Genomic DNA, 22,377 nt, shown 5'->3' with positions numbered 1-22,377 from the left:
GCGGCCGGCGAGGCAGAAAAAAGGCCGCATCAGCGGCCTTCCTTCATTTCAACGGCGGATCACTCGGCCAGGCGCCAGGTGGTGCCGCCCTTGCCGTCTTCCAGGACCACGCCCATGGCGGTCAGCTCGTCGCGGATGCGGTCGGACTCGGCCCAGTTCTTCGCCGCGCGGGCTTCCAGGCGGGCCTGGATCAGCGCTTCCACCTGGGCGGCGTCGACCTTGCCGGCGGCGCCGGCCTGGAGGAAGGCATCCGGCTCAAGCTGCAGTACGCCCAGCAGGCCGGCCAGCTCGCGCAGCTTCGCCGCCAGGGCCGCCGCGCCCTGCAGGTCGGCCTCGCGCAGGCGGTTGACCTCGCGGGCCATCTCGAACAGCACGGCGACGGCCTCGGGGGTGTTGAAGTCGTCGTCCATGGCCGCGGCGAAACGCTCGGCGAAGGCTTCGCCGCCGGCCGCCTCGGCCTCGGGCAGGCCGCGCAGCGCGGTGTAGAAGCGTTCCAGCGCGCCCTTGGCTTCCTTGAGGTTGTCCTCGGAATAGTTGATCGGGCTGCGGTAGTGGCTGGACACCAGCAGGAAGCGCACCACCTCGGGGTGGTACTTCTCCAGCACCTCGCGGATGGTGAAGAAGTTGCCCAGGGACTTGGACATCTTCTCGCCGTCCACGCGCACCGCGCCGGCGTGCATCCAGGTGGCCGCGTAGGGCTTGCCGGTGGCCGCCTCGCTCTGGGCGATCTCGTTCTCGTGGTGCGGGAACACCAGGTCCGGGCCGCCGCCGTGGATGTCGAAGGTCTCGCCCAGGCAGCAGGTGGACATCACCGAGCACTCGATGTGCCAGCCCGGACGCCCGGCGCCCCAGGGCGACGCCCAGCTCGGCTCGCCCGGCTTGGCGGCCTTCCACAGGACGAAGTCCAGCGGGTCTTCCTTGGATTCGTCGACCTCGATGCGCGCGCCGATGCGCAGGTCCTCGATCTTCTTGCGCGACAGCTTGCCGTAGCCGACGAACTTGCCGACGCGGTAGTAGACGTCGCCGTTGCCCGGAGCGTAGGCGAAGCCCTTGTCGATCAGCGTCTGGATCATCGCGTGCATGCCGGCGATGTGGCCGGTGGCGCGCGGCTCGATGTCCGGGCGCAGCACCGACAGGCGCGCCTCGTCCTCGTGCATGGCGGCGATCATGCGCTCGGTCAGGGCGTCGAAGGGCTCGCCGTTCTCCTGGGCGCGACGGATGATCTTGTCGTCGATGTCGGTGATGTTGCGCACGTAGGTCAGCTCATAGCCGCGCTGGCGCAGCCAGCGGGCGATGACGTCGAAGGCGACCATGACGCGGGCGTGGCCGATGTGACAGAAGTCGTACACGGTCATGCCGCACACGTACATGCGCACCTGGTTGCCCACCAGCGGCTGGAAGGGTTCCTTGACCTTGCTCAGGGTGTTGTAGACGGAAAGCGCCATTTACTGCCCCCAGGAATCGCGCAGGGTCACGGTGCGGTTGAAGACCGGGGCGCCGGCCTTGGAATCCTTGCTGTCGGCGCAGAAGTAGCCTTCGCGCTCGAACTGGAAGCGCTCCTCGGCGCTGGCGCTGGCCAGCGACGGCTCGGCGCGGCAGCCCTTGAGCACCACCAGCGAATCCGGGTTGATGTTGTCGAGGAAGCTGCCGCCCTCTTCGGATTTCTCCGGGTTGGCCGACTTGAACAGGCGGTCGTACAGGCGCACTTCGCACTCGACGCTCTCGGCGGCCGGCACCCAGTGGATCACGCCCTTGACCTTGCGGCCTTCCGGGTTCTTGCCCAGGGTGTTCTCGTCGTAGCTGCAGCGCAGTTCGACGATGTTGCCGGCGGCGTCCTTGACGGCTTCGTCGGCGCGGATCACGTAGCTGCCGCGCAGGCGTACCTCGCCACCGGGGACCAGGCGCTTGTAGCCGGCCGGCGGGACCTCCTCGAAGTCACCGGCGTCGATGTAGATCTCGCGGCCGAACGGCAGCACGCGCACGCCCATGTCCTGCTTCGGGTGGCGCGACAGCTCGAGGTTCTCGACCTTGCCCTCGGGGTAGTTGGTGATCACCACCTTCAGCGGCTTGAGCACGCACATGGCGCGAGCGGCGTTGGCGTCCAGGTCCTCGCGGATGGCGAATTCCAGCATGCCGATATCCACCACGCCGCCGGCGCGGTTCACGCCGATCATGTCGCAGAAGTTGCGGATCGAGGCCGGGGTGTAGCCGCGGCGGCGGTAGCCCGAGAGGGTCGACATGCGCGGGTCGTCCCAGCCGTTCACATGGCCTTCGTCGACCAGTTGCTTGAGCTTGCGCTTGCTGGTGATGGTGTAGTTCAGGTTCAGCCGGGCGAATTCGTACTGGCGCGGCTGGGCCGGCACCGGCAGGTTGGCCAGGAACCACTCGTACAGCGGGCGATGGTCCTCGAACTCCAGGGTGCAGATGGAGTGGGTGATGCCCTCGATGGCGTCCGACTGGCCGTGGGTGAAGTCGTAGCTGGGGTAGATGCACCACTTGTCGCCGGTCTGGTGGTGATGGGCGTGGCGGATGCGGTAGAGGATCGGGTCGCGCAGGTTGATGTTCGGCGAGGCCATGTCGATCTTCGCCCGCAGCGACTTGGCGCCGTCGGGGAACTCGCCGGCCTTCATGCGCGCGAACAGGTCGAGGTTCTCCTCCACCGAGCGCTCGCGGTAGGGGCTGTTCCTGCCCGGCTCGGTCAGGCTGCCGCGGTACTGGCGCATCTCCTCGGCGTTGAGGTCGCAGACGAAGGCCTTGCCGGCCTTGATCAGGTCCACCGCCCAGGCGTGCAGCTGGTCGAAATAGTTGGAGGCGTAGCGCACCTCGCCGGCCCACTGGAAGCCCAGCCACTTCACGTCGGCCTCGATGGCGTCGATGTATTCCTGGTCTTCCTTCGCCGGGTTAGTGTCGTCGAAGCGCAGGTGGCAGTCGCCGCCGAAGTCACGGGCCAGGCCGAAATTCAGGCAGATCGACTTGGCGTGGCCGATGTGCAGGTAGCCGTTGGGCTCCGGCGGGAAGCGGGTGACGATCTTCTGGTGCTTGCCGCTGTCCAGGTCTGCCTGGACGATGGGGCGCAGGAAGTTGGCGGCGACAGTGGCTTCTTTCGAATCGGCGGTGGGCTTGCTCATGGTGTCCTTGATCGTTACTGACGTTCAGCCAGGGTAGGCCGGCCAAACCAAAGCGCTTATCATAGCCGAAGCTGTCAACCCCCTGACAGGCCTTCGATTTTCCCGACAGAGTGGAATCCCCTCATGATCAAGCTGCACACCAACCATGGCGTCATCACCCTGGAACTCTTCGAAGACAAGGCCCCGGAGACCGTGGCCAACTTCAAGGAGTACGTGAAGAGCGGTCATTACGACAACACCATCTTCCACCGCGTGATCAACAACTTCATGATCCAGGGCGGCGGTTTCGAGCCGGGCATGAAGCAGAAGAGCACCCGCGCCCCGATCAAGAACGAAGCCAACAACGGCGTCGGCAACAAGGCCGGCACCGTCGCCATGGCCCGCACCATGGAGCCGCATTCGGCCAGCGCGCAGTTCTTCATCAACGTCGCCGACAACGACTTCCTCAACCACAGCGCGCCGACCGTGCAGGGCTGGGGCTACTGCGTGTTCGGCCAGGTGGTGGACGGCATGGACGTGGTCGACAAGATCAAGGGCGTGGCCACCACCATGCGCGCCGGCCACCAGGACGTGCCCAGCGAAGACGTGATCATCGAGAAGGCCGAGATCGTCGAGTGAGTCGATGAGCGTCCTGTTCATCTCGGACCTGCATCTGGAAGCGGAACGCCCGGACATCACCCGGGCGTTCTTGCATTTCCTCCGCACCCGCGCCAGCCAGGCCGAAGCCCTCTACATCCTGGGCGACTTCTTCGAGGCCTGGATCGGCGACGACGGCATGGACGGGTTCCAGCATTCCATCGCCCGCGCCCTGCGCGAGGTGGCCGACGGCGGCACGCGCATCTACCTGATGCACGGCAACCGCGACTTCCTCATCGGCAAGGCGTTCTGCCGCGAGGCCGGCTGCACCCTGCTGCGCGACCCCAGCGCCATCGCCCTGAACGGCGAGAAGGTGCTGCTGATGCACGGCGACAGCCTGTGCACCCTGGACGCCGGCTACATGAAGCTGCGCCGCTGGCTGCGCAACCCGGTCTCGCTGTTCATCCTGCGCAACCTGCCGCTGTCGAAACGCCACCAGCTGGCGCGCAAGCTGCGCAAGGAAAGCCGCGCGCAAACGCGGATGAAGGCCAGCGAGATCGTCGACGTGACGCCGGAAGAGGTGCTGAAGGTCATGCGCGAGCATGGCGTGCGCACCCTGATCCACGGCCATACCCATCGCCCGGCGGTGCACGAACTGCAGCTCGACGGCCAGCGCGCACGGCGCATCGTCCTCGGCGACTGGGACCGCCAGGGCTGGGCCCTGCAGGCCGATGCCAACGGCCTGAACCAGGCGCCCTTCGGCCTCGAGGCGGAACCCTCCGACCACTGACGCCCGTCAACTTCATGGCCCCGGGCCAGCAGCTATGCTCAAGCTATTCATAGCCGAACCGCCCGGGACCACCATGAAAAGACACCTGCTGCTCGCCGCTTGCCTGCTCGCCCTCGCCGGTTGCTCCAGCGAGTACATCATCAGCACCGCCGATGGCCAGATGATCACCACCGACAACAAGCCGAAGCTGGACAAGGCCAGCGGCATGATCCGCTTCGAGGACGCCGAGGGCCGGGAACAGATGATCCCGCAGTCGCAGATCCGGCAGATCATCGAGCGCTGAAGGCACGCGGGGCACGGGCGTCATCCGCCTATCGCGGACGGAGTCCGCTCCTACACCGCCCCACCCACATCATTCCCCTGTAGGAGCGCGCCCTGCGCGCGAATCGCGGGCAGGGCCCGCTCCTACAGTTCCAGGGGGGCACGATCGTAGGAGCAACTGTCTTGCGCCCCGCGCCGATATGCTCTTCGTAGGAGCGAGCTTGCTCGCGAATAAACCCCGCTGCGGAGTCCGTTCGCGAGCAAGCTCGCTCCTACAGGTTGCCGGAAGGCGTGGCATTTCCCTGTAGGAGCGGACTTTGTCCGCGATCGGGTTCGCCAACAGGGAAGGCCTCAAGCCACCTGCGGCACACCGCTGTGGAAGCGGAACTCCCCGTCCGGCGAGCTGATGAGCCCCGCCTCCACCTCCCGGATGTCCGCCACCCGCCGCTGGATATCGACCTCGTCGCCATAGCGCCGGGCCAGCGCCAGGTAGCCCTGGAAATGCCGCGCCTCGGATTTCAGCAGCGAGCCGTAGAACTTCGCCAGGTCGGCGTCCAGGTGGTCCACCAGCGCGGCGAAGCGCTCGCAGCTGCGGCACTCGATGAAGGCGCCGACGATCAGGGTGTCGACCAGCTTGTGCGGCTCGTGGTTGCGCACAACCGCGCGCAGGCCCGAGGCATAGCGGCCGGCGGAGATCGGCCGCAGGGCGATGCCGCGCTTCTTGAGGATCGCCAGCACCTGCTCGTGGTGGCGCAGTTCCTCGCGTGCCAGGCGCGACATGAAGTTCACCAGCTCCTCGTGGGCGCTGTACTTGGCGATCAGCGCCAGGGCCGTGCTGGCGGCCTTGAACTCGTTGTTCTTGTGGTCGATCAGCAGCACTTCCTGGTCCCGCAGTGCGGCCTCGACCCAGGCGTCGGGCGTGGCGCAACCAAGGAATTCGCGGATTTCGGACAACATGACGGGCTCCAGTCGCTCATCGCCGCAGCGCAAAAGGGTTCGCCGGCGGCCAAAGGCGGAGCATTATACGAATGCGGCGGCGCACGGCCAGCGCCACACTTGACGCACCTCAAGAAGCACGCGGCCGGATCGCGTCTACAGTTGCTGCAAAGCAACGGCAAGTGCCAAGGGAGACGACCATGCAAGCCATCCGCAGCATTCTCGTAGTAGTGGCCCCCGACCAGCCCGACGGCCTGGCGCTCAAGCGCGCCAAGCTGATCGCCAGCGTCACTCAATCCCACCTGCACCTGCTGGCCTGCAGCAAGCAAGGCGACGCCGGCGCCCGGCTCGAGGAACTGACCGCCAGCCTGCGCGAGGAAGGCTACAGCAGCAGTTGCCGGCAGGCCTGGCACGACAGCCTGCACGCCACCATCATCGCCGAGCAGCAGGCCGAGGGCTGCGGGCTGGTGGTCAAGCAGCACCACCCCGACAGCCCGCTGAAGAAGGCCCTGCTCACCCCCGACGACTGGAAGCTGCTGCGCTACTGCCCCGCCCCCGTGCTGCTGGTGAAGAGCGCCACGCCCTGGGCCGGGCGCAACATCCTCGCCGCGGTCGACGTCGGCAACAACGACGCCGAGCACCACGCGCTGCACGCCAACATCGTCAGCCACGCCTACGACATCGCCGGGCTGACCCACGGCCCGCTGCACGTGATCAGCGCCCACCCCTCGCCGATGCTGTCCGCCGCCGACCCGACCTTCCAGCTCAGCGAAACCATCGAGGCCCGCTACCGCGAGGCCTGCAAGGCCTTCCAGGCCGAGTACGGGGTGGACGACCAGCACCTGCACATCGAGGAAGGCCCGGCCGACGTGCTCATCCCGCGTACCGCGCACCAGCTGGACGCGGCGGTGACGGTGATCGGCACCGTGGCGCGCACCGGTTTCTCCGGCGCGCTGATCGGCAACACCGCCGAGGTGGTGCTCGATGCCCTGGAAAGCGACGTGCTGGTGCTCAAGCCGGACGAAGTCATCGCCCACCTCGAGGAACTGGCCGCCAAGGCCTGACCACCGCTAGGCGGCCGCCCCGGCCGCCAGCATCGCCCGCAGGCGGACGCCCTCCGCCTTGCGGCAGCCCACGTGTACCTCCTCCAGGCCCAGCCAGGCAGCCATCTCGCGCAACCGCCCGGCCAGCGCCAGCATCCCCTCCTCGCCCAGCGGCCGCTGTTCCTCGTGCACGGCATGGACCGCCAGGCGCCCCGCCGCCCGCTCGGCGCGCAGGTCGATGCGCGCCGCCAGGCGTTCGTCGAACAGGAAGGGCAGCACGTAGTAGCCGTAGACCCGCTTGTGCTGCGGGGTGTAGATCTCCAGGCGGTAGCGGAAGTCGAACAGCCGCTCGGTGCGGGCGCGCTCCCACACCAGGGAATCGAAGGGCGACAGCAGCGCGCTGGCCGTCACCTTGCGCGGAATGACCGGCTCGCCGGCGACGTAGGCCGCCTGCGACCAGCCCTGCACGCGCACCTGGCGCAAGGCGCCGGCTTCCACCAGCTCGGCCAGGCGCGCCTTGCTGTCGGCCGGATCCAGGCGGAAGTAGTCGCGCAGGTCGGTCTCGCTGGCCACGCCCAGGGCGTTGGCGGCATGCAGCAGCAGGCCGCGCTGGGCCTCCTCGGCGCCCGGCTCCGGCAGCGCCAGCAAGGAGGCCGGCAGCACCCGCTCGGGCAGGTCGTAGAGCCGCTCGAAGCCGCGGCGCCCGGCCACCGTCACCTCGCCGGCGGCGAACAGCCATTCCAGGGCGTGCTTCTCGTCGCTCCAGTCCCACCAGGGGCCGGCGCGCTCGCTGCGGGTGGTCAGGCTGCCGGCGCCCAGGGCGCCCTGCTCACGTACCGCCTGCAGCACCCGTTCGATCACCTCGCGGCGCTCCTCGCCGAAGCGCGCCAGCTGCTTATAGATGCCCTGCCCCACGGCTGCGCGGCGCATGCGCCAGCGCATCAGCGGGTAGAGCTCCAGCGGCAGCAGGGAAGCCTCGTGCCCCCAGTACTCGAACATCCGCCGGTGGCGCCCGGCGCTCCAGGCCGCCTCGTCCAGCAGCGCCTGCGGGTAGCAGCCCAGGCGCGAGAACAGCGGCAGGTAGTGCGAGCGGGTCAGGGCATTGACCGAATCGATCTGCAGCACGCCCAGGCGTTCCAGCACCTGCTGCAGGTGCCGGCGCTGCACCCGGGCGAGCGGCCGGCGGCCGGCGAAACCCTGGGCCGCCAGGGCCAGGCGGCGGGCTTGCTTGAGGGACAGGCTGTCGGTCATGGGCGCTTCCTGCTGGGCGGATCGGGGCTCTCGATCCTACGCCAAAGCCGCCAGCGCCGACATCAGGCCGGCAGGGCTTCCATGCCGGGCGCGGGGAACGGCCGGGCGATGCTGAAGGCCTCGGCGCTCGGCCCCCTTTCGGCCAGGCTGCGCAGGGTCGCGCGGGCCTGGGCCAGGCTCGGCAATTGCCCGGCCGGCAACCACCAGAGCGCCAGGGTCGGCCCCGGCAGCTTCTCCATCCAGTCCCGGCGCCGACGCAGCACGGCGAGGTGCTCGCCGCCATAGACATAGTCGCGCAGGGCCTCCAGGGACTCCCACAGCGACAGGTTGACGATGATCCGCGGGTCGTCGAAGGCCTGGACGCCGGTGGCGTCGCCCGCCTCGTCCTGCAAACGCCAGACGAAACCGCGGCTGGCCTCGGCCAGGGCGTTGACGGGCGCCAGCTGGTCGACGAAATCCCGCATCAGCGGGTGATCGAGCGGGGCCCTGGCCCGGGCGATGTTGACCTGGGCCAGGTGGTAGGGTTGCGACATGGGCCTTTCCTTGTGCACGTCAGGCGGGGTTCAGCGACGCAGGTGGTCGATCCAGAAGGGTTTCTCCGCTTCCTGGAGAATGTCCGCGCGGCTCAGGCCGATGTCCTTGAGCGCCGCGTCGCTGAGGCTGGCCAGCTGTTCGCGCTGCCGCGCCAGCTCCCGCCAGCGGCGGATGCGGCCCAGCAGGCCATGCCAGAAGACAGCGGCGGAGTGCCGCTGGGCAAGCACCGAGGGTGCCATCACGAAACCGAATTGCGCTTTCATCGTGCCGTCCTCCCTGTGGGGTTGGCACCAGTCTCGCGCCGGGCATAAGATCAATCCAACGAATCATTCTTATGCATCCCATCTCGGAGCTTGATGTATGAGCAGCTTCCCCAGCATCGACAGCGAACTGCTGCGCACCTTCGTCGCCATCGCCGACCACGGTGGTTTCACCCGCGCCGCCGAAGTGGTCAACCGCACCCAGTCGGCGGTGAGCATGCAGATGAAACGCCTGGAGGACGACGTGCTGGAACGCACCCTGTTCGAACGCGACGGCCGCCAGGTGCGCCTGACGCCCGAGGGCCAGGTGCTGCTGGGCTACGCGCGGCGCATCCTGCGGCTGCAGGGCGAGGTGTTCAACACCCTGCGCCAGCCGCACATGGTCGGCGCGGTGCGCATCGGCACGCCGGACGACTACGTGATGCGCTTCCTCCCGGACATCCTCTCGCGCTTCGCCCAGGCCTACCCGCTGGTACAGGTGGAAGTGCACTGCGAGACCTCCTCGCAGTTGCTCACCCGCAAGGACCTGGACCTGACCATCGTCACCCGCGAGCCGGGCACCGAGATCGGCCAGTTGCTGCGCCAGGAGCCCTTCGTCTGGATGGCCGCGGAAAGCTTCTGTCCGCAGGAGCAGCGCCCGCTGCCGCTGGCGATGTTCAACACCACCTGCTTCTGCCGCGCCTGGGCCTGCAATGCCCTGGAAGCGATGGAGATCGACTACCGCATCGCCTACAGCAGCCCCAGCCTCTCGGCGCTGTTCGCCGTGGCCAGCGCGGGCCTGGCGGTCACCGCCCAGCTGCGCAGCCTGCTCACCGGCAACCTGCGCATCATCGGCGAGGAGGAAGGCCTGCCGACCCTGCCCTCGGCGAGCATCGTGCTGCTGCGCAACCCGCCGCGGCAGTCGCCGGTCACCGACAAGCTGGCCGACTACATCGTCGAAGGCTTCGCCGCCGCCTGAGCCGCCTCACTGGCGCAGCAGGAGCAGCGCGCAGGCCACCAGGAACAGGCTGAAGGCGAAGCGCAGGGCGCGCTCGGGCAGCGCGTGGGCCAGCCTCACGCCCCAGGAGATGCTCAGCAGGCCGCCGGCCGCGAGACAGGCACCCATGCGCCAGTCGACATGGCCGTGCAGCGCATAGGTGCCCAGCGCCACCGCCGTGCTCGGCGCCGCCAATGCCAGGGCCAGCCCCTGGGCCACCACCTGGCTGAAGCCGAACAGCGAGGTCAGCACCGGCGTGGCCAGCACGCCGCCGCCCACCCCAAACAGCCCGCCCAGGGAACCCGCCCCCAGGCCCAGTGCGGCGAACCAGGGCAGCCCCGGCGCGGCCTCCCGCGGTTGCGCCTCGCCGCGCTGGCGCAGCAGCAGGTAGCCGGCCAGGGCCAGCAGGAACACCACGAAGGCCGTGCGCATGTGCGCCGCGTCGATGCGCAGCGCCAGGCTGGAGGCGAGGAAGGCGCAGAGCAGCCCGGTCACCGCCAGCACCGCCGCCTGGCCGGGATCGATGCGATTGCGCTGGTGATAACGGCGCAGCGCCAGCAGCACGTTGGGCACCACCATCACCAGGGCCGTGCCCTGCGCCAGTTGCTGGTCGAGGCCGAACAGCACGCCCAGCGCCGGGATCGCCAGCAGCCCGCCGCCGATCCCGAAAAGCCCGCCCAGGCAACCCAGGACCAGCCCCAGAAGAAAGTCCAAGCCCATGTCCAGCATCGCTACCTCCTACCCTTCGGCGCCATGCTAGAAGACCGCTGCTGGATGGGAAACGCAAAGCCGAGCACAATGGCTTGGCGTTTTCTGCAAAGGCAGCCGCCATGACCCCCAGCGCCCTGGAAGACCAGTTGGACCTGTTCCTCGACGTCCTCGACAGCGGCAGCTTCTCCGCCGCCGCGCGCCTGCGCCAGCTCACGCCCTCGGCGGTGGCGCGGCGCATGGACGCCCTCGAGCGCGGCCTGGGCAGCCCCCTGCTGACCCGCAGCACCCACCTGGTGCGCGCCACCCCGGCCGGCCTGGCGTTCGCCGAGCGGGCCCGGCGCATCGTCGAGGAACTGCGCCAGGCCCGCGCCGAAGCGGTATCGCTGAGCACCGCGCCCGAGGGCCTGATCCGCATCGACGCGCCCGTGCCCTTCGGCCGCCGCCACCTGGCGCCAGCCCTGGCCGACTTCCTCAAGGCCAACCCCGGCCTGGACGTGCAGCTGCGCCTGATCGACAGCTTCACCGACCTGCAGGGCGACAACCTCGGCCAGGTCGACCTGGTGCTGCGCATCGGCCCGTTGCCGGACAGCCGCCTGGTGGCCACGCCGCTGGCGCCCATGCGCCGCATCGTCTGCGCCAGCGCCGACTACCTGGCCCGCCACGGCCGGCCTGCCTCGCCGCTGCAGCTACCCGGGCACGTCGGCCTGGACTGGGAAGGCCTGGCCCCGCCGCTGGCCTGGCGCTTCGCCGTCGACGGGCGCCTGCAGCACCTGCGCCCGCGGCGCCTGCGGCTGACCGCCAACAATGCGGAAACCCTGGTCGAAGGCGCCTTGCAGGGGCTCGGCCTGGCCCACCTGCCGACCTGGCTGTGCAGCGAATACCTGGTGCGCGGCGAGCTGCAGCCACTGTTCTGCGAGCAGGGCCTGCCGGAGCCCGAGCCGGGCGGCATCCACGCCCTGCGCCTGGAACGCGGCACACACCCGCGCAGCCAGCGGCTGCTGGCCTTCCTCGTCGAACGCTTCGGCTTCCCGCCGCCCTGGGACAGCGCCCTCGCCGGGCACCTGGCGAGCGACGAACTGGCGAAAAAATAGCCAGCGCGCTAAATTAAGGCGCAATCATCTATTCGGAGGCCCGTCATGAGCCAACCCAAGGACGCCTGCGAATCGCTCAAGCTCGATAACCAGCTGTGCTTCGCCCTCTATTCCACCTCGCTGCAGATGACCAAGGTCTACAAGCCGCTGCTCCAGGAACTGGGCCTGACCTACCCGCAGTACATCGCCATGCTGGTGCTCTGGGAGCGGGACGGCATCACCGTCGGCGAGATCAGCGCGCGTATGCTCACCGACCCCGGCTCCCTCACCCCGCTGCTCAAGCGCCTGGAAGGCGAAGGCCTGATCACCCGCAAGCGCAGCGCCAGCGACGAGCGGGTGGTCGAGCTGCGCCTGACCGACAAGGGCCGCGCCCTGCAGCGCCAGGCTGAACGCATCCCCGGCTGCATCCTCGCCGCCAGCGGCCTGGACCTGGAACAGCTGGGCAAGCTGAAGGACGAGCTGGTGGACCTGCGCGGCAGCCTGCAAGGCGCGGACTAGCGCCTTATTCCCGATTCAGGAAGCGCTTATCGCGAATTCTTCCGATAAATATCTTGCGCGCAAAATAACTCAGGACTAAATTCTGCCTCACGCACTTACTTAGCGCGCAAAACTTTAACGAACAAACCAGACCCGGAGACACCACCATGCAAACCATCAAGGCCCTCTACACCGCTACCGCCACTGCCACCGGAGGCCGCGACGGCCGCGCCGTCTCCTCCGACGGCAACCTCGACGTGAAACTGACCACCCCGCGCGAACTGGGCGGCCAGGGCGGCAACGCCACCAACCCCGAGCAACTCTTCGCCGCCGGCTACTCGGCCTGCTTCATCGGCGCACTGAAATTCGTCGCCAGCCAGAGCAAACGGCAGCTCCCCGCCGACGCCTCCATCACCGGCAAGGTCGGCATCGGCCAGATCCCCGGCGGCTTCGGCCTGGAAGTGGAACTGAACATCGATCTGCCCGGCCTGGAGCGCGCCGTCGCCGAGGAACTGGTCGCCGCGGCCCACCAGGTCTGCCCGTACTCCAACGCCACCCGCGGCAACATCGAAGTCCGCCTGAACGTCGCCGTCTGACCCCTACCGCCCAAGGAGAACCCGAACATGAAAGCGCTCAGCAAGACTCTCGCCGGCGGCCTGCTCGCCCTGGCCATCGGCAACGCCTTCGCCGCCGGCAGCCCCGGCGTGCAGCACGACACCCAGGCCTTCCTCGAGGCCCTGCAGGCCGGCGGCGGCAAGCCCCTGGAAACCCTGGCGCCGAAGGATGCCCGCGCGGTACTGAGCGGCGCCCAGGCCTCGGTGAAGGTCGACCTCTCCGGCACCCGCGTCAGCGAGAAGACCATCCAGGCCGACGGCCAGCGCATCAAGCTGACCATCGTCCGCCCGGCCGGCGCCAAGGGCAGCCTGCCCGCCTTCATGTTCTTCCACGGCGGCGGCTGGGTGCTGGGCGACTACCCGACCCACGCCCGGCTGATCCACGACCTGGTGGTCAGCTCCGGCGCTGCGGCGGTGTACGTCGACTACACGCCCTCCCCCGAGGCCCATTACCCGGTGGCCATCAACCAGGCCTACGCCGCCACGAAGTGGGTGGCCGAGCACGGCAAGGAACTGGACGTCGACGGCTCGCGCCTGGCGGTGGCCGGCAACAGCGTCGGCGGCAACATGGCCGCGGTGGTCGCGCTGATGGCCAAGGACAAGGGCACTCCGAAGCTGCGCTTCCAGGCCCTGCTGTGGCCGGTGACCGACGCCAGCTTCGAGACGGCCTCGTACAACCGGTTCGCCCAGGGACACTTCCTCACCAAGCCGATGATGCAGTGGTTCTGGGACAGCTACACCACCGACGCGAAGCAGCGCGCGGAGATCTACGCCTCGCCGCTGCGCGCCACCCTAGACCAGTTGAAGGGCCTGCCGCCGGCGCTGGTGCAGACCGCCGAGTTCGACGTGCTGCGCGACGAAGGCGAAGCCTACGCCCGCAAGCTGGACGCCGCCGGCGTGGCGGTCACCGCCGTGCGCTACAACGGCATGATCCACGACTACGGCCTGCTCAACCCGCTGGCTGGCGTACCCGCCGTGCAGGCCGCCCTGCGCCAGGCCGGCGAGGAGCTGAAGGTGCACCTGAAATAACCTGTGCCAGAAACGAAAAAGCCCGGCAGATGCCGGGCATTTTCAGGTCACGCGAAGGCTCAGGCCTTGACGCGGGACTTGTACTCGCCGGTGCGGGTATCGATCTCGATGGAGTCGCCGATTTCGCAGAACGCGGAAACCTGCAGCTCGGCACCGTTCTTCAGGCGGGCGGTCTTCATGACCTTGCCGGAAGTGTCGCCGCGGACAGCCGGCTCGGTGTAGACGATTTCACGAACGATGGTGGTCGGCAGTTCGACGGAGATCACCTTGTCGTTGTAGAAAACCGCTTCGCAGACGTCGGTCATGCCGTCTTCGATGAAGGTCAGCACGCCTTCCAGGTCGCCCTTCTCGATCTCGTACTGGTTGAACTCGTTGTCCATGAAGACGTACAGCGGGTCCGCGAAGTAGGAGTAGGTCACTTCCTTGCGGTCGAGGATGATCGGTTCCAGCTTGTCATCGGCCTTGAACACGGTCTCGGTGCCGGCGCCGGTCAGCAGGTTCTTCAGCTTCATCTTGACGACGGCGCTGTTACGGCCGGATTTGTTGAACTCGGCCTTCTGGATGACCCAGGGGGCGCCGTTGATGTTGGCAACCTGGCCTGCGCGGAACTCTTGAGCGGTTTTCATACGAATATCCGATTTGGATTGGAGACAAAAAACAGGGGACGTATCATAGCCAATTTGTATAAAAACGCACCAGCCCCGCGGCGAGATCCGGCTGTGCGGCATGCTTTTCGCTCCAGCGCAGCGCCCATTCCCGCCAGTCTCCGGCCCGCTGCTGCAGCGCCATCCAGGCCGTCGCCGCGTCGCCGAGGCCGTTCCAGGCGTGCCAGTAGGCCAACAGGGCAGCCTCGAGCCCAGGCTCCATGCCTTCGCTGTATAGAGAGAGGAAGGCGTCCAGCTTCTCCAGGTGCACGCCCTCCTCCTGCTCATAGATGTGCCAGACGAACGGCCGCCCCGCCCAGAGCGCGCGGACGAAGGAATCCTCGCCGCGCACCGCGTTGACATCGCAGCTCCACAGCAGCAGGTCGTAGTCCTCCTGGCGGACGAACGGCAGTACCTGCACCCGCAGGCTGGCGCGCCGGTGGCGGTCGCCCGGCGCCAGCCCGGGCAGGCCCAGCCAGGCGGCGACATCGCCCAGCACGCGCCCTTCCGGCACCAGCAACAGCGTGGGTCGCGGTCCCTGCGCCAGCGCATCCAGCCAGGACGCCAGCGCCGGGTTCTCGTAGGCGAACAGGGAAATCAGGCATTCCTCACCCTGCACCTCCACGTCGAGGCTGGCCAGGAACCTCCGTCGGCAGGCGTCATCCGCCTGGAACGCCCGGCGCCGCTCCAGCAACCCCGCCTCGCGCAGCAGGCCGCCGACGCCAGCCTGGAAGCCGGGAAAATAGAAATACTTCTGCAGGCCGCTGGCCTGCAGCGAAGGCAGGCCATGACAGGAAGCCACCCAGTCCTCGGCGCTCAGGTATTCCAGGTTCAGCCACAGCGGCGGCACGGCGCGCCCGCGCATGGCCTCCACGTAGGCCGGCGGCAGCGGGCAGGCGAACGCCTCGATGACCACGTCGGCGGCCGGCGTGTCCTCCCACAGCGCCGGCCAGTGGCGGACCTCGACGCCCGCCAGGCGCTGGCCGGGCAGCGCCGGATCGGCCCCGGGGCACAGCCTCGCGAACGCCTTGAGGTCGTCCACCCACAGGCGCACCGCCTGGCCATGCTCGCCGGCGAGCTGGCGGGCCAGGCGCCAGGTCACGCCGATGTCGCCGTAGTTGTCCACCACGCAGCAGAAGAGATCCCAGCTCGCCATCGCACTCGCCTTTCCAAGGAAGCCGCCAGTTTAACAAGGCGGGCCGCCGCGGTTTCCCCTTGATCACCTTAAGCCGATGAATCCGTTGAAAAAACATTTGCGTTTGGGAAAACCTTTGAGTAAAGTGCGCGCCTCGACAGACAACGCGCTGTCGAAACCCTGGTGAGGTGTCCGAGCGGTTGAAGGAGCACGCCTGGAAAGTGTGTATACGGGAAACCGTATCGAGGGTTCGAATCCCTCCCTCACCGCCAGATCAAAAGCCCGGCTGACTGATGAAGTTAGCCGGGCTTTTTCATTCCAGCCGGTTGCATCCAATGCACCGGCAATTGGCGACCACAGTTACTCGCCGTTAGTTCCCACCAGACTTTCGTCCTATCGCGAATTAGCATTAGTTCGGGGCGCTATACTCGAACACTTGGCCCGTGCTTCACGACATTGCAACAGCCCCACTGTAGGGCAGCCGGGCGTATCTGCACATTTTTTGCACAACATGCCGGGGTAATAAGAGTTCAACCCCGCGTAGCATGAAAAAAAAGTGCCCTACTTGCGTTCAGTCAGTTTACTTACTACAAGTAATGAGTACTATGTAGTCCGGCTAATTTCCCAGTCCCATGGGGAATTGCTTTAATGGAAATGTCCACCTTAAGGGGAACACGATGAACAACGTTCTGAAATTCTCTGCTCTGGCTCTGGCTGCTGTTCTGGCCACCGGTTGCAGCAGCCACTCGAAAGAAACCGAAGCCCGTCTGACCGCTACTGAAGACGCCGCTGCCCGTGCCCAAGCCCGCGCTGACGAAGCCTACCGTCACGCTGACGAAGCTCTGGCCGCTGCTCAGAAAGCCCAGCAGACCGCTGACGAGGCTAACGAGCGCGCCCTGCGTATGCTGGACAAAGCCAGCCGCAAGTAATAGATCCTCGGATCTGTTCGAAAAGCCGACCTCTCGAGGTCGGCTTTTTTATTGCCCGGCGTTTTCCACGGGCAGCAAAAAGCCCGCGGACCTTGCGGTCGGCGGGCTCCTGCGGCAGGCCCCGGGCGTCAGGGCATCTGCACCGTCGTGTTCTCGCTGGCGGCCACCGAGGTACCGGGCTGCTGCGGCTGGGCGATGGCCACCGGCAGGCCGTCTTCGGCCGCCACCACTTCGCGCACCACGTTCCAGTCCATCTGCATCTGGTTGGCGATGTCTTCACGCTTGAGCAGCGCGTTGATCACCGCGGTGTGCTTGTCCACGACCGAAGGGTTGCCATGGTCGTCGATCGGCGTGTGCGCCTCCAGGTAGATCTTGCCTTCGCTGCGGCCGAACTTGTACGGCTCGTTGATGATGCGCACCGAAGTGCCCACCGGCACCATGGGGAAGAGCTCGGTCACGTCGCCGTTGTACATGCGGAAGCAACCGTGGCTGGTGCGGGTGCCGATGCCGAACTTCTTGTTCGAACCGTGGATCAGGTAGCCGGGAACGCCCAGCGACATCTTGTACGGGCCCAGCGGGTTGTCCGGGCCCGGCGGCACCACGGTCGGCAGCGGGTCGCCGTCGGCGGCGTGCTCGGCGCGGATCGACGCCGGCGGGTACCAGGCCGGGTCCTTGGTCTTGGCGACGATGTTGGTGTGGGCGATGGGCGAGCCCCAGCCCTCGCGGCCGATACCCAGCGGGTAGGTGTAGACCACGTTCTTGCCTTTCGGGAAGTAGTACAGGCGGTACTCGGCGATGTTGATCACGATGCCTTCGCGCGGGCCCGGCGGCAGGATGAAGCGGGTCGGGATGATGACCTCGGTGCCCACGCCGGGCAGCCAGGCGTCGACGCCCGGGTTGGCGGCGAGCATCTCCTGGTAGCCCAGGTCATAGGTCTGGCCGAGGTCGGCGAAGGTGTCTTCGTACTTGGCCTTGATGACCTGCACCTGGCCGACGATATCCTCGCCGGGCGCCGGCAACGGCAGCTCGAGGGCGGAAACGGGGCCGGCCGAGAGCAGCGCGGCAAAAGACAGCGAGCAGGCGGCGATAACACGCGACAACATCCGGAGATCCTTGGCGAGAGCACAGTTGACAGAGGGGGCGTTAGTGTACCACTCAGACCCTGTTTTCCGGGAGAGTTCACAATAGCCAGGAAAATCGTTGCCCGCGCTTTTCCTGTTCCAGGCGTTTCAGGCACTCCGGGCACAGCCGCCGGTCGCGCAGCTGCGGCCGCTGAGCCTCGCGCCAGAGCGGTTGCGCCGGCAACAGGCCACCGCACAGGGTGCGGTCCGCTGGGGAGCCCAGCTCCAGCTGCCGGGCGACGAGATGCACGCGCACCTCGCGGCAGGCGAACAGATCGAGCTGGGAATCGGGTTCGATCAGCTGGTAGGCGAAGAGGGTCCAGGCGGGGCGGGACATGGCGGCTCCTGAAGGGTGCGCAAACATAGCGGAAAGCCCCCGCGCGGGGAAGCCTTCCGACGACCCGGCGATCAGAGCAACGGCTTGAGCTGCGGCCAGACGTTATCCAGCAGGCGCGGTTGCGCCACCACGGCCGGGTGGATGCCGTCCGCCTGCATCATCTGCGGCACCCCGCCCACGCCGTCGAGGAAGAACGGCACCAGCGGCACCTTGCCCTGCTCGGCGACCTGCTGGAACACCCGGGCGAAAGCCTGGGTATAGCGTTCGCCATAGTTGGGCGGCAGGCGCATGCCCAGCAGCAGCACCTTGGCCCCGGCCTGGCGCGAGGCCGCGACCATCGAAGCAAGATTCTGTTGCAATTGTTGCGGCGCCTGCCCGCGCAGGCCGTCGTTGCCGCCCAGCTCGATCACCACGACGCTCGGCTTCTCCCCGGAAAGCAGCGCCGGCAGGCGCGCCAGGCCGCCGGCACTGGTGTCGCCGCTGACCGAGGCGTTGACCACCCGGTAGTCGAAACCCTCGTCCTTCAGCCGCTGCTCCAGCAGGCTGACCCAGCCGCGGCCGGTATCCACCCCCAAACCGGCGCTGATACTATCGCCGACGACCAGCAGCGTCTGCGCCGCGGCTTGCTGGGCGACCAGCAGCAACGCCAGGCAGACGCTCGATAGCCATGCACGCATCGGACCCTCCATGAGCGAAAGCATTCTCACCGCGCGCAACCTTAGCAAGGTCGTCCCCAGCGCGGAAGGCGAGCTGACCATCCTCCACGACCTCTCCCTGGCCCTGCAGCGCGGCGACAGCCTGGCCATCGTCGGCAGTTCCGGCTCCGGCAAGTCCACCCTGCTCGGCCTGCTGGCCGGGCTGGACCAGCCCAGCGGCGGCAGCGTCGAACTGGCCGGGCACCGCCTGGCGGAACTGGACGAGGACCAGCGCGCGCGGGTGCGCGCCGCCCATGTCGGCTTCGTCTTCCAGTCGTTCCAGCTGCTCGACAGCCTCGACGCGCTGGAGAACGTGATGCTGCCCCTGGAGCTGGAAGGCCGCGGCGACGCCCGCGAGCGCGCCCGTGTCCTGCTCGAGCGCGTCGGCCTGGGCCAGCGCCTGACCCACTACCCGCGCCAGCTCTCCGGCGGCGAGCAGCAGCGCGTCGCCATCGCCCGCGCCTTCGCCGCCGAGCCCGACGTGCTGTTCGCCGACGAGCCCACCGGCAACCTCGACAGCGCCACCGGCGAGCGCATCAGCGACCTGCTCTTCGAGCTCAACCGCGAGCGCCGCACCACCCTGGTCCTGGTCACCCACGACGAACGCCTGGCGCACCGCTGCCAACGGCAGATCCGCCTGGAAAGCGGCCACCTGATCGACCACGCGGAGCCCTGAGCCGATGAAATCGCTGCCGCTGTCGCGCCTGTTCGGCCTGGCCCTGCGCCAACTGCTGCGCGAGTGGAGCAGCGGCGAACTGCGCGTGCTCTTCTTCGCCCTGCTGGTGGCGGTGGCCGCCAGCTCCGCCATCGGCTACTTCAGCGCGCGGCTGAACGGCGCCATGCTGGTGCGCGCCTCGGAATTCCTCGGCGCCGACCTGGTCCTGAGCGGCACCCAGCCGGCCGCGCAGCAGCAGGTCGACAGCGGCAACCGCCTGGGCCTGAAGCACGCCTACAGCGTCGAGTTCTCCAGCGTCATCGCCACCGACCAGGGCATCCAGCTGAGCAGCGTCAAGGCAGTGGATGACAGCTACCCGTTGCGCGGCGAGCTGAAGAGCGCGGCGGCGCCCCTGGAGCCGGAGCAGGCCGGCGGTCGCCCGCAGCCCGGCGAGGTGTGGGTGGAGGCACGCCTGCTCACCAGCCTCGACCTGAAGGTCGGCGACAGCATCGAGATCGGCCGCCAGGGCCTGCGCATCGCCCGCGTGCTGACCTACGAGCCGGACCGCGCCGGCGACTTCTACAGCCTTACCCCGCGGGTGCTGATGAACCTGCGCGACCTGGACGCCACCGGCGTGGTCCAGCCCGGCAGCCGGGTGCGCTACCGCGACCTCTGGGAAGGCGACGGCGAAGCCCTGCAGGCCTACCGCCGCGCGATGGAACCGGGGCTGGCGGCGAACCAGCAGTTGCTCGACGCGCACCACGGCAACCGCCAGATCGGCGACGCCCTGGAACGCGCCGAGCGCTACCTGAACCTCGCCAGCCTGGCAGCCATCCTCCTCGCCGGCGTGGCGGTGGCGCTCTCGGCCAACCGCTTCGCCGCCCGCCGCTTCGACGCCAGCGCCCTGCTCCGCTGCCTGGGCCTGAGCCGTCGCGAAGCCCTGCTGCTCTATGGGCTGCAACTGTTCAGCCTGGGCCTGGCCGCCAGCCTGCTGGGCGCACTGCTCGGCTACCTGGCGCAGCTCGGCCTGGTGGCACTGCTGGGCGACCTGCTGCCGCCGCAGATTCCGCCGGCCGGGCCGGTACCGGCGCTGGCCGGCGTCGCCACCGGCCTGGTCTCCCTCGCCGGCTTCGCCCTGCCGCCGCTGGCGGCCCTGGGCCGGGTGCCGCCGCTGCGGGTACTGCGCAGCGACCTGCTGCCGGTGCCCATGCGCAGCTGGCTGGCCTACGGCTGCGCGCTGCTGGCGCTGGGCCTGATCATGTGGCGGCTGAGCCTGGACCTGCGCCTGACCCTGGCCCTGCTGGGCGGCGGGGTGGTCGCCGCGGCCCTCCTCGGCGGCCTGCTGCTGTTCGCCCTGAACAGCCTGCGCCGCCTGCTCGCGCGCGCCAGCCTGCCCTGGCGCCTGGGCCTGGGCCAGTTGCTGCGCCACCCGCTGGCCGCCGCCGGGCAGAGCCTGGCCTTCGGCCTGATCCTGCTGGCCATGGCGCTGATCGCCCTGCTGCGCGGCGAGCTGCTGGACACCTGGCACGCCCAGTTGCCGGCCAACGCGCCCAACTACTTCGCCCTGAACATCCTGCCGGCCGAGAAGGACGCCTTCGAGGCCCGCGTGCGCAAGGTCTCGCCCAACGCCGAAGGGCTGTTCCCCATGGTCCCCGGCCGCCTGGTGGCGGTGAACGGCCAGCCGGTGCAGGCGCTCAGCGAAGACGTGCGCAGCGAGCGCGCCCTGCAGCGCGACCTCGGCCTGACCTGGGCGCAGCAGCTGCCCGCCGGCAACCAGCTGGTGGCCGGGCGCTGGTGGGGCGATGCCGCGGCGGGCGGACTGCCCGGCGTCTCGGTGGAGGAGAAGCTCGCCGGCAACCTCGGCATCAAGCTGGGCGACCGCCTGAGCTTCAGCGTCGCCGGGCAGACCCGCGAGGTGCAGGTGCAGAGCCTGCGCTCGGTGAAGTGGGACAACTTCCAGCCGAACTTCTTCATGGTCTTCCAGCCCGGCACCCTCGCCGACCTGCCGGTGACCTACCTGACCAGCTTCTACCTGCCCGCCAGCGACCCGCGCAGCGCCATCGAACTGGCCCGCGCCTTCCCCACCGTCACCCTGCTGCCGGTGGACGTGCTGCTGAGCCAGCTGCGCAGCATCCTCGACCAGGTCACCCTGGCGGTGGAATACGTGCTGCTGTTCGTCCTCGCCGCCGGCTTCGTGGTGCTCTTCGCCGGCCTGCAGGCCACCCTCGACGAGCGCCTGCGCCAGGGCGCCCTGCTGCGTGCCCTGGGCGCCGAGCGCGAGCTGCTGCAGCGCACCCGGCGCAGCGAGTTCGCCCTGCTCGGCGCGGTGAGCGGCGTGCTGGCGGCCCTGGGCTGCGAGCTGATCAGTTACCTGCTCTACAGTCTGGTGTTCCAGTTGCCCTGGCGGCCGCACCCCTGGCTGCTCGGCCTGCCGCTGCTGGGCGCGTTGCTGGTGGGCGGCGCCGGGCTGTTCGGCACGCGCCGGGCGCTGACCCTGAGCCCGCTGCGCCTGCTGCGCGAAGGCTGATAGACTCCCTGGCCTGCCCAGCCACAGCCGGAACCCCATGAGCCGCTATCGCCCGCCGCGCACCGCCGGAACCCCGTTGATCACCCCCGAAGGCGAGGCGCGCCTGCGCGCCGAACTGCACGAACTGTGGAACGTGCGCCGCCCCCAGGTGACCCAGGCGGTGAGCGAGGCGGCCGCGCTCGGCGACCGCTCGGAGAACGCCGAGTACATCTACGGCAAGAAGATGCTGCGCGAGATCGACAGCCGCGTGCGCTTCCTGCGCAAGCGCCTGGAGAACCTCAAGGTGGTGCGCGACCGCCCGGGCGACCCGAACAAGGTCTACTTCGGCGCCTGGGTGACGCTGGAGGACGAGGACGGCGAACAGGCCCGCTACCGCATCGTCGGGCCGGACGAACTGGACCTGCGCAGCAACCAGATCAGCATCGACTCGCCCCTGGCCCGCGCCCTGGTGGGCAAGGAGCTGGACGCCGAGGTGCTGGTGCGCACGCCGGCGGGCGAGAAGCTCTGGTTCGTGGTCGAGATCGACTATCCCTGAGCGAGGCCCCGCGCAGCGCCTGCCGGCGCAATCGCGGACAAGGTCCGCTCCTATGTATGGACTCACCCCCACCGTCAACCCGCTTTTGAACAGAGGAACCCGATTGCATCTATGTATTAGGC

The 22,377-nt window shown here is 68.3% G+C and carries 25 protein-coding genes and 1 tRNA gene; 14 read left to right on the top strand and 12 right to left on the bottom strand.

What is annotated here, in order from left to right:
• Positions 1–59 precede the first annotated feature (59 nt).
• Entirely contained in the window at positions 60–1,445 is a 1,386-nt protein-coding gene (gene cysS, locus VV867_RS26205) for a cysteine--tRNA ligase (protein WP_109936330.1), read from the bottom strand.
• Positions 1,446–3,128, bottom strand: coding sequence for a glutamine--tRNA ligase/YqeY domain fusion protein (locus VV867_RS26200; protein ID WP_328567966.1), 1,683 nt, complete (start codon positions 3,126–3,128; stop codon positions 1,446–1,448).
• A gap of 123 nt (positions 3,129–3,251) precedes the next feature.
• Here VV867_RS26200 and VV867_RS26195 point away from each other — a divergent pair, with 123 nt between their 5' ends.
• The 3 genes from VV867_RS26195 to VV867_RS26185 all read left to right on the top strand — a co-directional run bounded on the left by VV867_RS26195 (position 3,252) and on the right by VV867_RS26185 (position 4,777).
• Positions 3,252–3,746, top strand: coding sequence for a peptidylprolyl isomerase (locus VV867_RS26195; protein WP_328567965.1), 495 nt, complete (start codon positions 3,252–3,254; stop codon positions 3,744–3,746).
• Positions 3,747–3,750: 4 nt separating this feature from the next.
• Positions 3,751–4,494: a UDP-2,3-diacylglucosamine diphosphatase gene (gene lpxH, locus VV867_RS26190; protein WP_328567964.1), complete on the top strand. Its 744-nt coding sequence runs from the start codon at positions 3,751–3,753 to the stop codon at positions 4,492–4,494.
• A gap of 73 nt (positions 4,495–4,567) precedes the next feature.
• Positions 4,568–4,777: a YgdI/YgdR family lipoprotein gene (locus VV867_RS26185; protein ID WP_089391689.1), complete on the top strand. Its 210-nt coding sequence runs from the start codon at positions 4,568–4,570 to the stop codon at positions 4,775–4,777.
• Between the two features lie 329 nt (positions 4,778–5,106).
• Here the strand turns inward: VV867_RS26185 and VV867_RS26180 are convergent, their stop codons facing one another.
• Positions 5,107–5,712 carry a tRNA-(ms[2]io[6]A)-hydroxylase gene (locus tag VV867_RS26180; protein WP_328567963.1) on the bottom strand — a complete coding sequence of 202 codons (606 nt, stop codon included), beginning with the start codon at positions 5,710–5,712 and terminating at the stop codon, positions 5,107–5,109.
• 179 nt (positions 5,713–5,891) lie between these two features.
• On the opposite strand from VV867_RS26180, the gene VV867_RS26175 reads away from it, so the two are divergent.
• Positions 5,892–6,755 carry a universal stress protein gene (locus VV867_RS26175; protein WP_109936015.1) on the top strand — a complete coding sequence of 288 codons (864 nt, stop codon included), beginning with the start codon at positions 5,892–5,894 and terminating at the stop codon, positions 6,753–6,755.
• Positions 6,756–6,761: 6 nt separating this feature from the next.
• Here VV867_RS26175 and VV867_RS26170 read toward each other — a convergent pair whose 3' ends face one another.
• From VV867_RS26170 to VV867_RS26160, 3 genes are all read right to left on the bottom strand, one after another.
• Positions 6,762–7,985: a winged helix-turn-helix domain-containing protein gene (locus VV867_RS26170; RefSeq protein WP_328567962.1), complete on the bottom strand. Its 1,224-nt coding sequence runs from the start codon at positions 7,983–7,985 to the stop codon at positions 6,762–6,764.
• 62 nt (positions 7,986–8,047) lie between these two features.
• Positions 8,048–8,518, bottom strand: coding sequence for a DUF3291 domain-containing protein (locus VV867_RS26165; RefSeq protein ID WP_328567961.1), 471 nt, complete (start codon positions 8,516–8,518; stop codon positions 8,048–8,050).
• Positions 8,519–8,548: 30 nt separating this feature from the next.
• Positions 8,549–8,782, bottom strand: coding sequence for a DUF1127 domain-containing protein (locus VV867_RS26160; protein ID WP_109936012.1), 234 nt, complete (start codon positions 8,780–8,782; stop codon positions 8,549–8,551).
• Between the two features lie 97 nt (positions 8,783–8,879).
• On the opposite strand from VV867_RS26160, the gene VV867_RS26155 reads away from it, so the two are divergent.
• Positions 8,880–9,737: a LysR substrate-binding domain-containing protein gene (locus tag VV867_RS26155; RefSeq protein WP_109936011.1), complete on the top strand. Its 858-nt coding sequence runs from the start codon at positions 8,880–8,882 to the stop codon at positions 9,735–9,737.
• Between the two features lie 6 nt (positions 9,738–9,743).
• On the opposite strand, the gene VV867_RS26150 is transcribed toward VV867_RS26155, so the two are convergent.
• The gene (locus tag VV867_RS26150; protein WP_328567960.1) at positions 9,744–10,484 is read right to left on the bottom strand and encodes a sulfite exporter TauE/SafE family protein; all 741 of its coding nucleotides are present in this window, start codon (positions 10,482–10,484) and stop codon (positions 9,744–9,746) included.
• Positions 10,485–10,585: 101 nt separating this feature from the next.
• On the opposite strand from VV867_RS26150, the gene VV867_RS26145 reads away from it, so the two are divergent.
• The 4 genes from VV867_RS26145 (at position 10,586) to VV867_RS26130 (ending at position 13,677) form a co-directional block, all read left to right on the top strand.
• Complete coding sequence (locus VV867_RS26145) at positions 10,586–11,557, top strand: LysR family transcriptional regulator (protein WP_275627142.1); 972 nt, start codon at positions 10,586–10,588, stop codon at positions 11,555–11,557.
• A 45-nt stretch (positions 11,558–11,602) separates the two neighbouring features.
• Entirely contained in the window at positions 11,603–12,055 is a 453-nt protein-coding gene (locus VV867_RS26140) for a MarR family winged helix-turn-helix transcriptional regulator (RefSeq protein ID WP_109935381.1), read from the top strand.
• Between the two features lie 146 nt (positions 12,056–12,201).
• Positions 12,202–12,630 carry an organic hydroperoxide resistance protein gene (locus tag VV867_RS26135; protein WP_109935380.1) on the top strand — a complete coding sequence of 143 codons (429 nt, stop codon included), beginning with the start codon at positions 12,202–12,204 and terminating at the stop codon, positions 12,628–12,630.
• Positions 12,631–12,657: 27 nt separating this feature from the next.
• Positions 12,658–13,677, top strand: a complete 1,020-nt coding sequence (locus VV867_RS26130; protein ID WP_328567959.1) for an alpha/beta hydrolase — start codon at positions 12,658–12,660, stop codon at positions 13,675–13,677.
• Between the two features lie 59 nt (positions 13,678–13,736).
• Here the strand turns inward: VV867_RS26130 and efp are convergent, their stop codons facing one another.
• On the bottom strand, positions 13,737–14,303 hold the full coding sequence (efp, locus tag VV867_RS26125) for an elongation factor P (RefSeq protein WP_009623501.1): 567 nt from the start codon (positions 14,301–14,303) through the stop codon (positions 13,737–13,739).
• A gap of 43 nt (positions 14,304–14,346) precedes the next feature.
• Positions 14,347–15,477, bottom strand: coding sequence for an elongation factor P maturation arginine rhamnosyltransferase EarP (gene earP, locus VV867_RS26120; protein ID WP_328567958.1), 1,131 nt, complete (start codon positions 15,475–15,477; stop codon positions 14,347–14,349).
• A gap of 161 nt (positions 15,478–15,638) precedes the next feature.
• Here earP and VV867_RS26115 point away from each other — a divergent pair.
• Positions 15,639–15,728: transfer RNA gene (locus VV867_RS26115), tRNA-Ser, on the top strand.
• Between the two features lie 405 nt (positions 15,729–16,133).
• Complete coding sequence (gene oprI, locus VV867_RS26110) at positions 16,134–16,385, top strand: outer membrane lipoprotei OprI (RefSeq protein ID WP_024128796.1); 252 nt, start codon at positions 16,134–16,136, stop codon at positions 16,383–16,385.
• 128 nt (positions 16,386–16,513) lie between these two features.
• Here the strand turns inward: oprI and VV867_RS26105 are convergent, their stop codons facing one another.
• The 3 genes from VV867_RS26105 to VV867_RS26095 all read right to left on the bottom strand — a co-directional run bounded on the left by VV867_RS26105 (position 16,514) and on the right by VV867_RS26095 (position 18,520).
• A complete protein-coding gene (locus VV867_RS26105; protein WP_109933150.1) occupies positions 16,514–17,488 on the bottom strand; it encodes a L,D-transpeptidase family protein in 975 nt (324 codons plus the stop codon).
• A 76-nt stretch (positions 17,489–17,564) separates the two neighbouring features.
• A complete protein-coding gene (locus tag VV867_RS26100) occupies positions 17,565–17,843 on the bottom strand; it encodes a hypothetical protein (RefSeq protein ID WP_109933151.1) in 279 nt (92 codons plus the stop codon).
• A gap of 71 nt (positions 17,844–17,914) precedes the next feature.
• Positions 17,915–18,520: an arylesterase gene (locus VV867_RS26095; RefSeq protein ID WP_109933152.1), complete on the bottom strand. Its 606-nt coding sequence runs from the start codon at positions 18,518–18,520 to the stop codon at positions 17,915–17,917.
• 10 nt (positions 18,521–18,530) lie between these two features.
• Here VV867_RS26095 and VV867_RS26090 point away from each other — a divergent pair, with 10 nt between their 5' ends.
• From VV867_RS26090 to greB, 3 genes are read left to right on the top strand one after another with little or no spacing between them, the layout of a single operon-like run.
• A complete protein-coding gene (locus tag VV867_RS26090; protein ID WP_109933153.1) occupies positions 18,531–19,214 on the top strand; it encodes an ABC transporter ATP-binding protein in 684 nt (227 codons plus the stop codon).
• Positions 19,215–19,227: 13 nt separating this feature from the next.
• The gene (locus VV867_RS26085) at positions 19,228–21,720 is read left to right on the top strand and encodes an ABC transporter permease (protein WP_328567975.1); all 2,493 of its coding nucleotides are present in this window, start codon (positions 19,228–19,230) and stop codon (positions 21,718–21,720) included.
• A 37-nt stretch (positions 21,721–21,757) separates the two neighbouring features.
• Positions 21,758–22,255 (top strand): transcription elongation factor GreB, encoded by a 498-nt coding sequence (gene greB, locus VV867_RS26080; RefSeq protein WP_089391706.1) that lies wholly within the window; start codon positions 21,758–21,760, stop codon positions 22,253–22,255.
• The last annotated feature ends 122 nt before the right edge of the window (positions 22,256–22,377 follow it).

The sequence above is a fragment of the Pseudomonas sp. JH-2 genome (assembly GCF_036231725.1).
GTDB lineage: Bacteria > Pseudomonadota > Gammaproteobacteria > Pseudomonadales > Pseudomonadaceae > Pseudomonas > Pseudomonas delhiensis.
The sequence above is the reverse complement of the archived record's forward strand: the minus strand, read 5'-3'. Positions and strand labels throughout refer to the sequence as shown.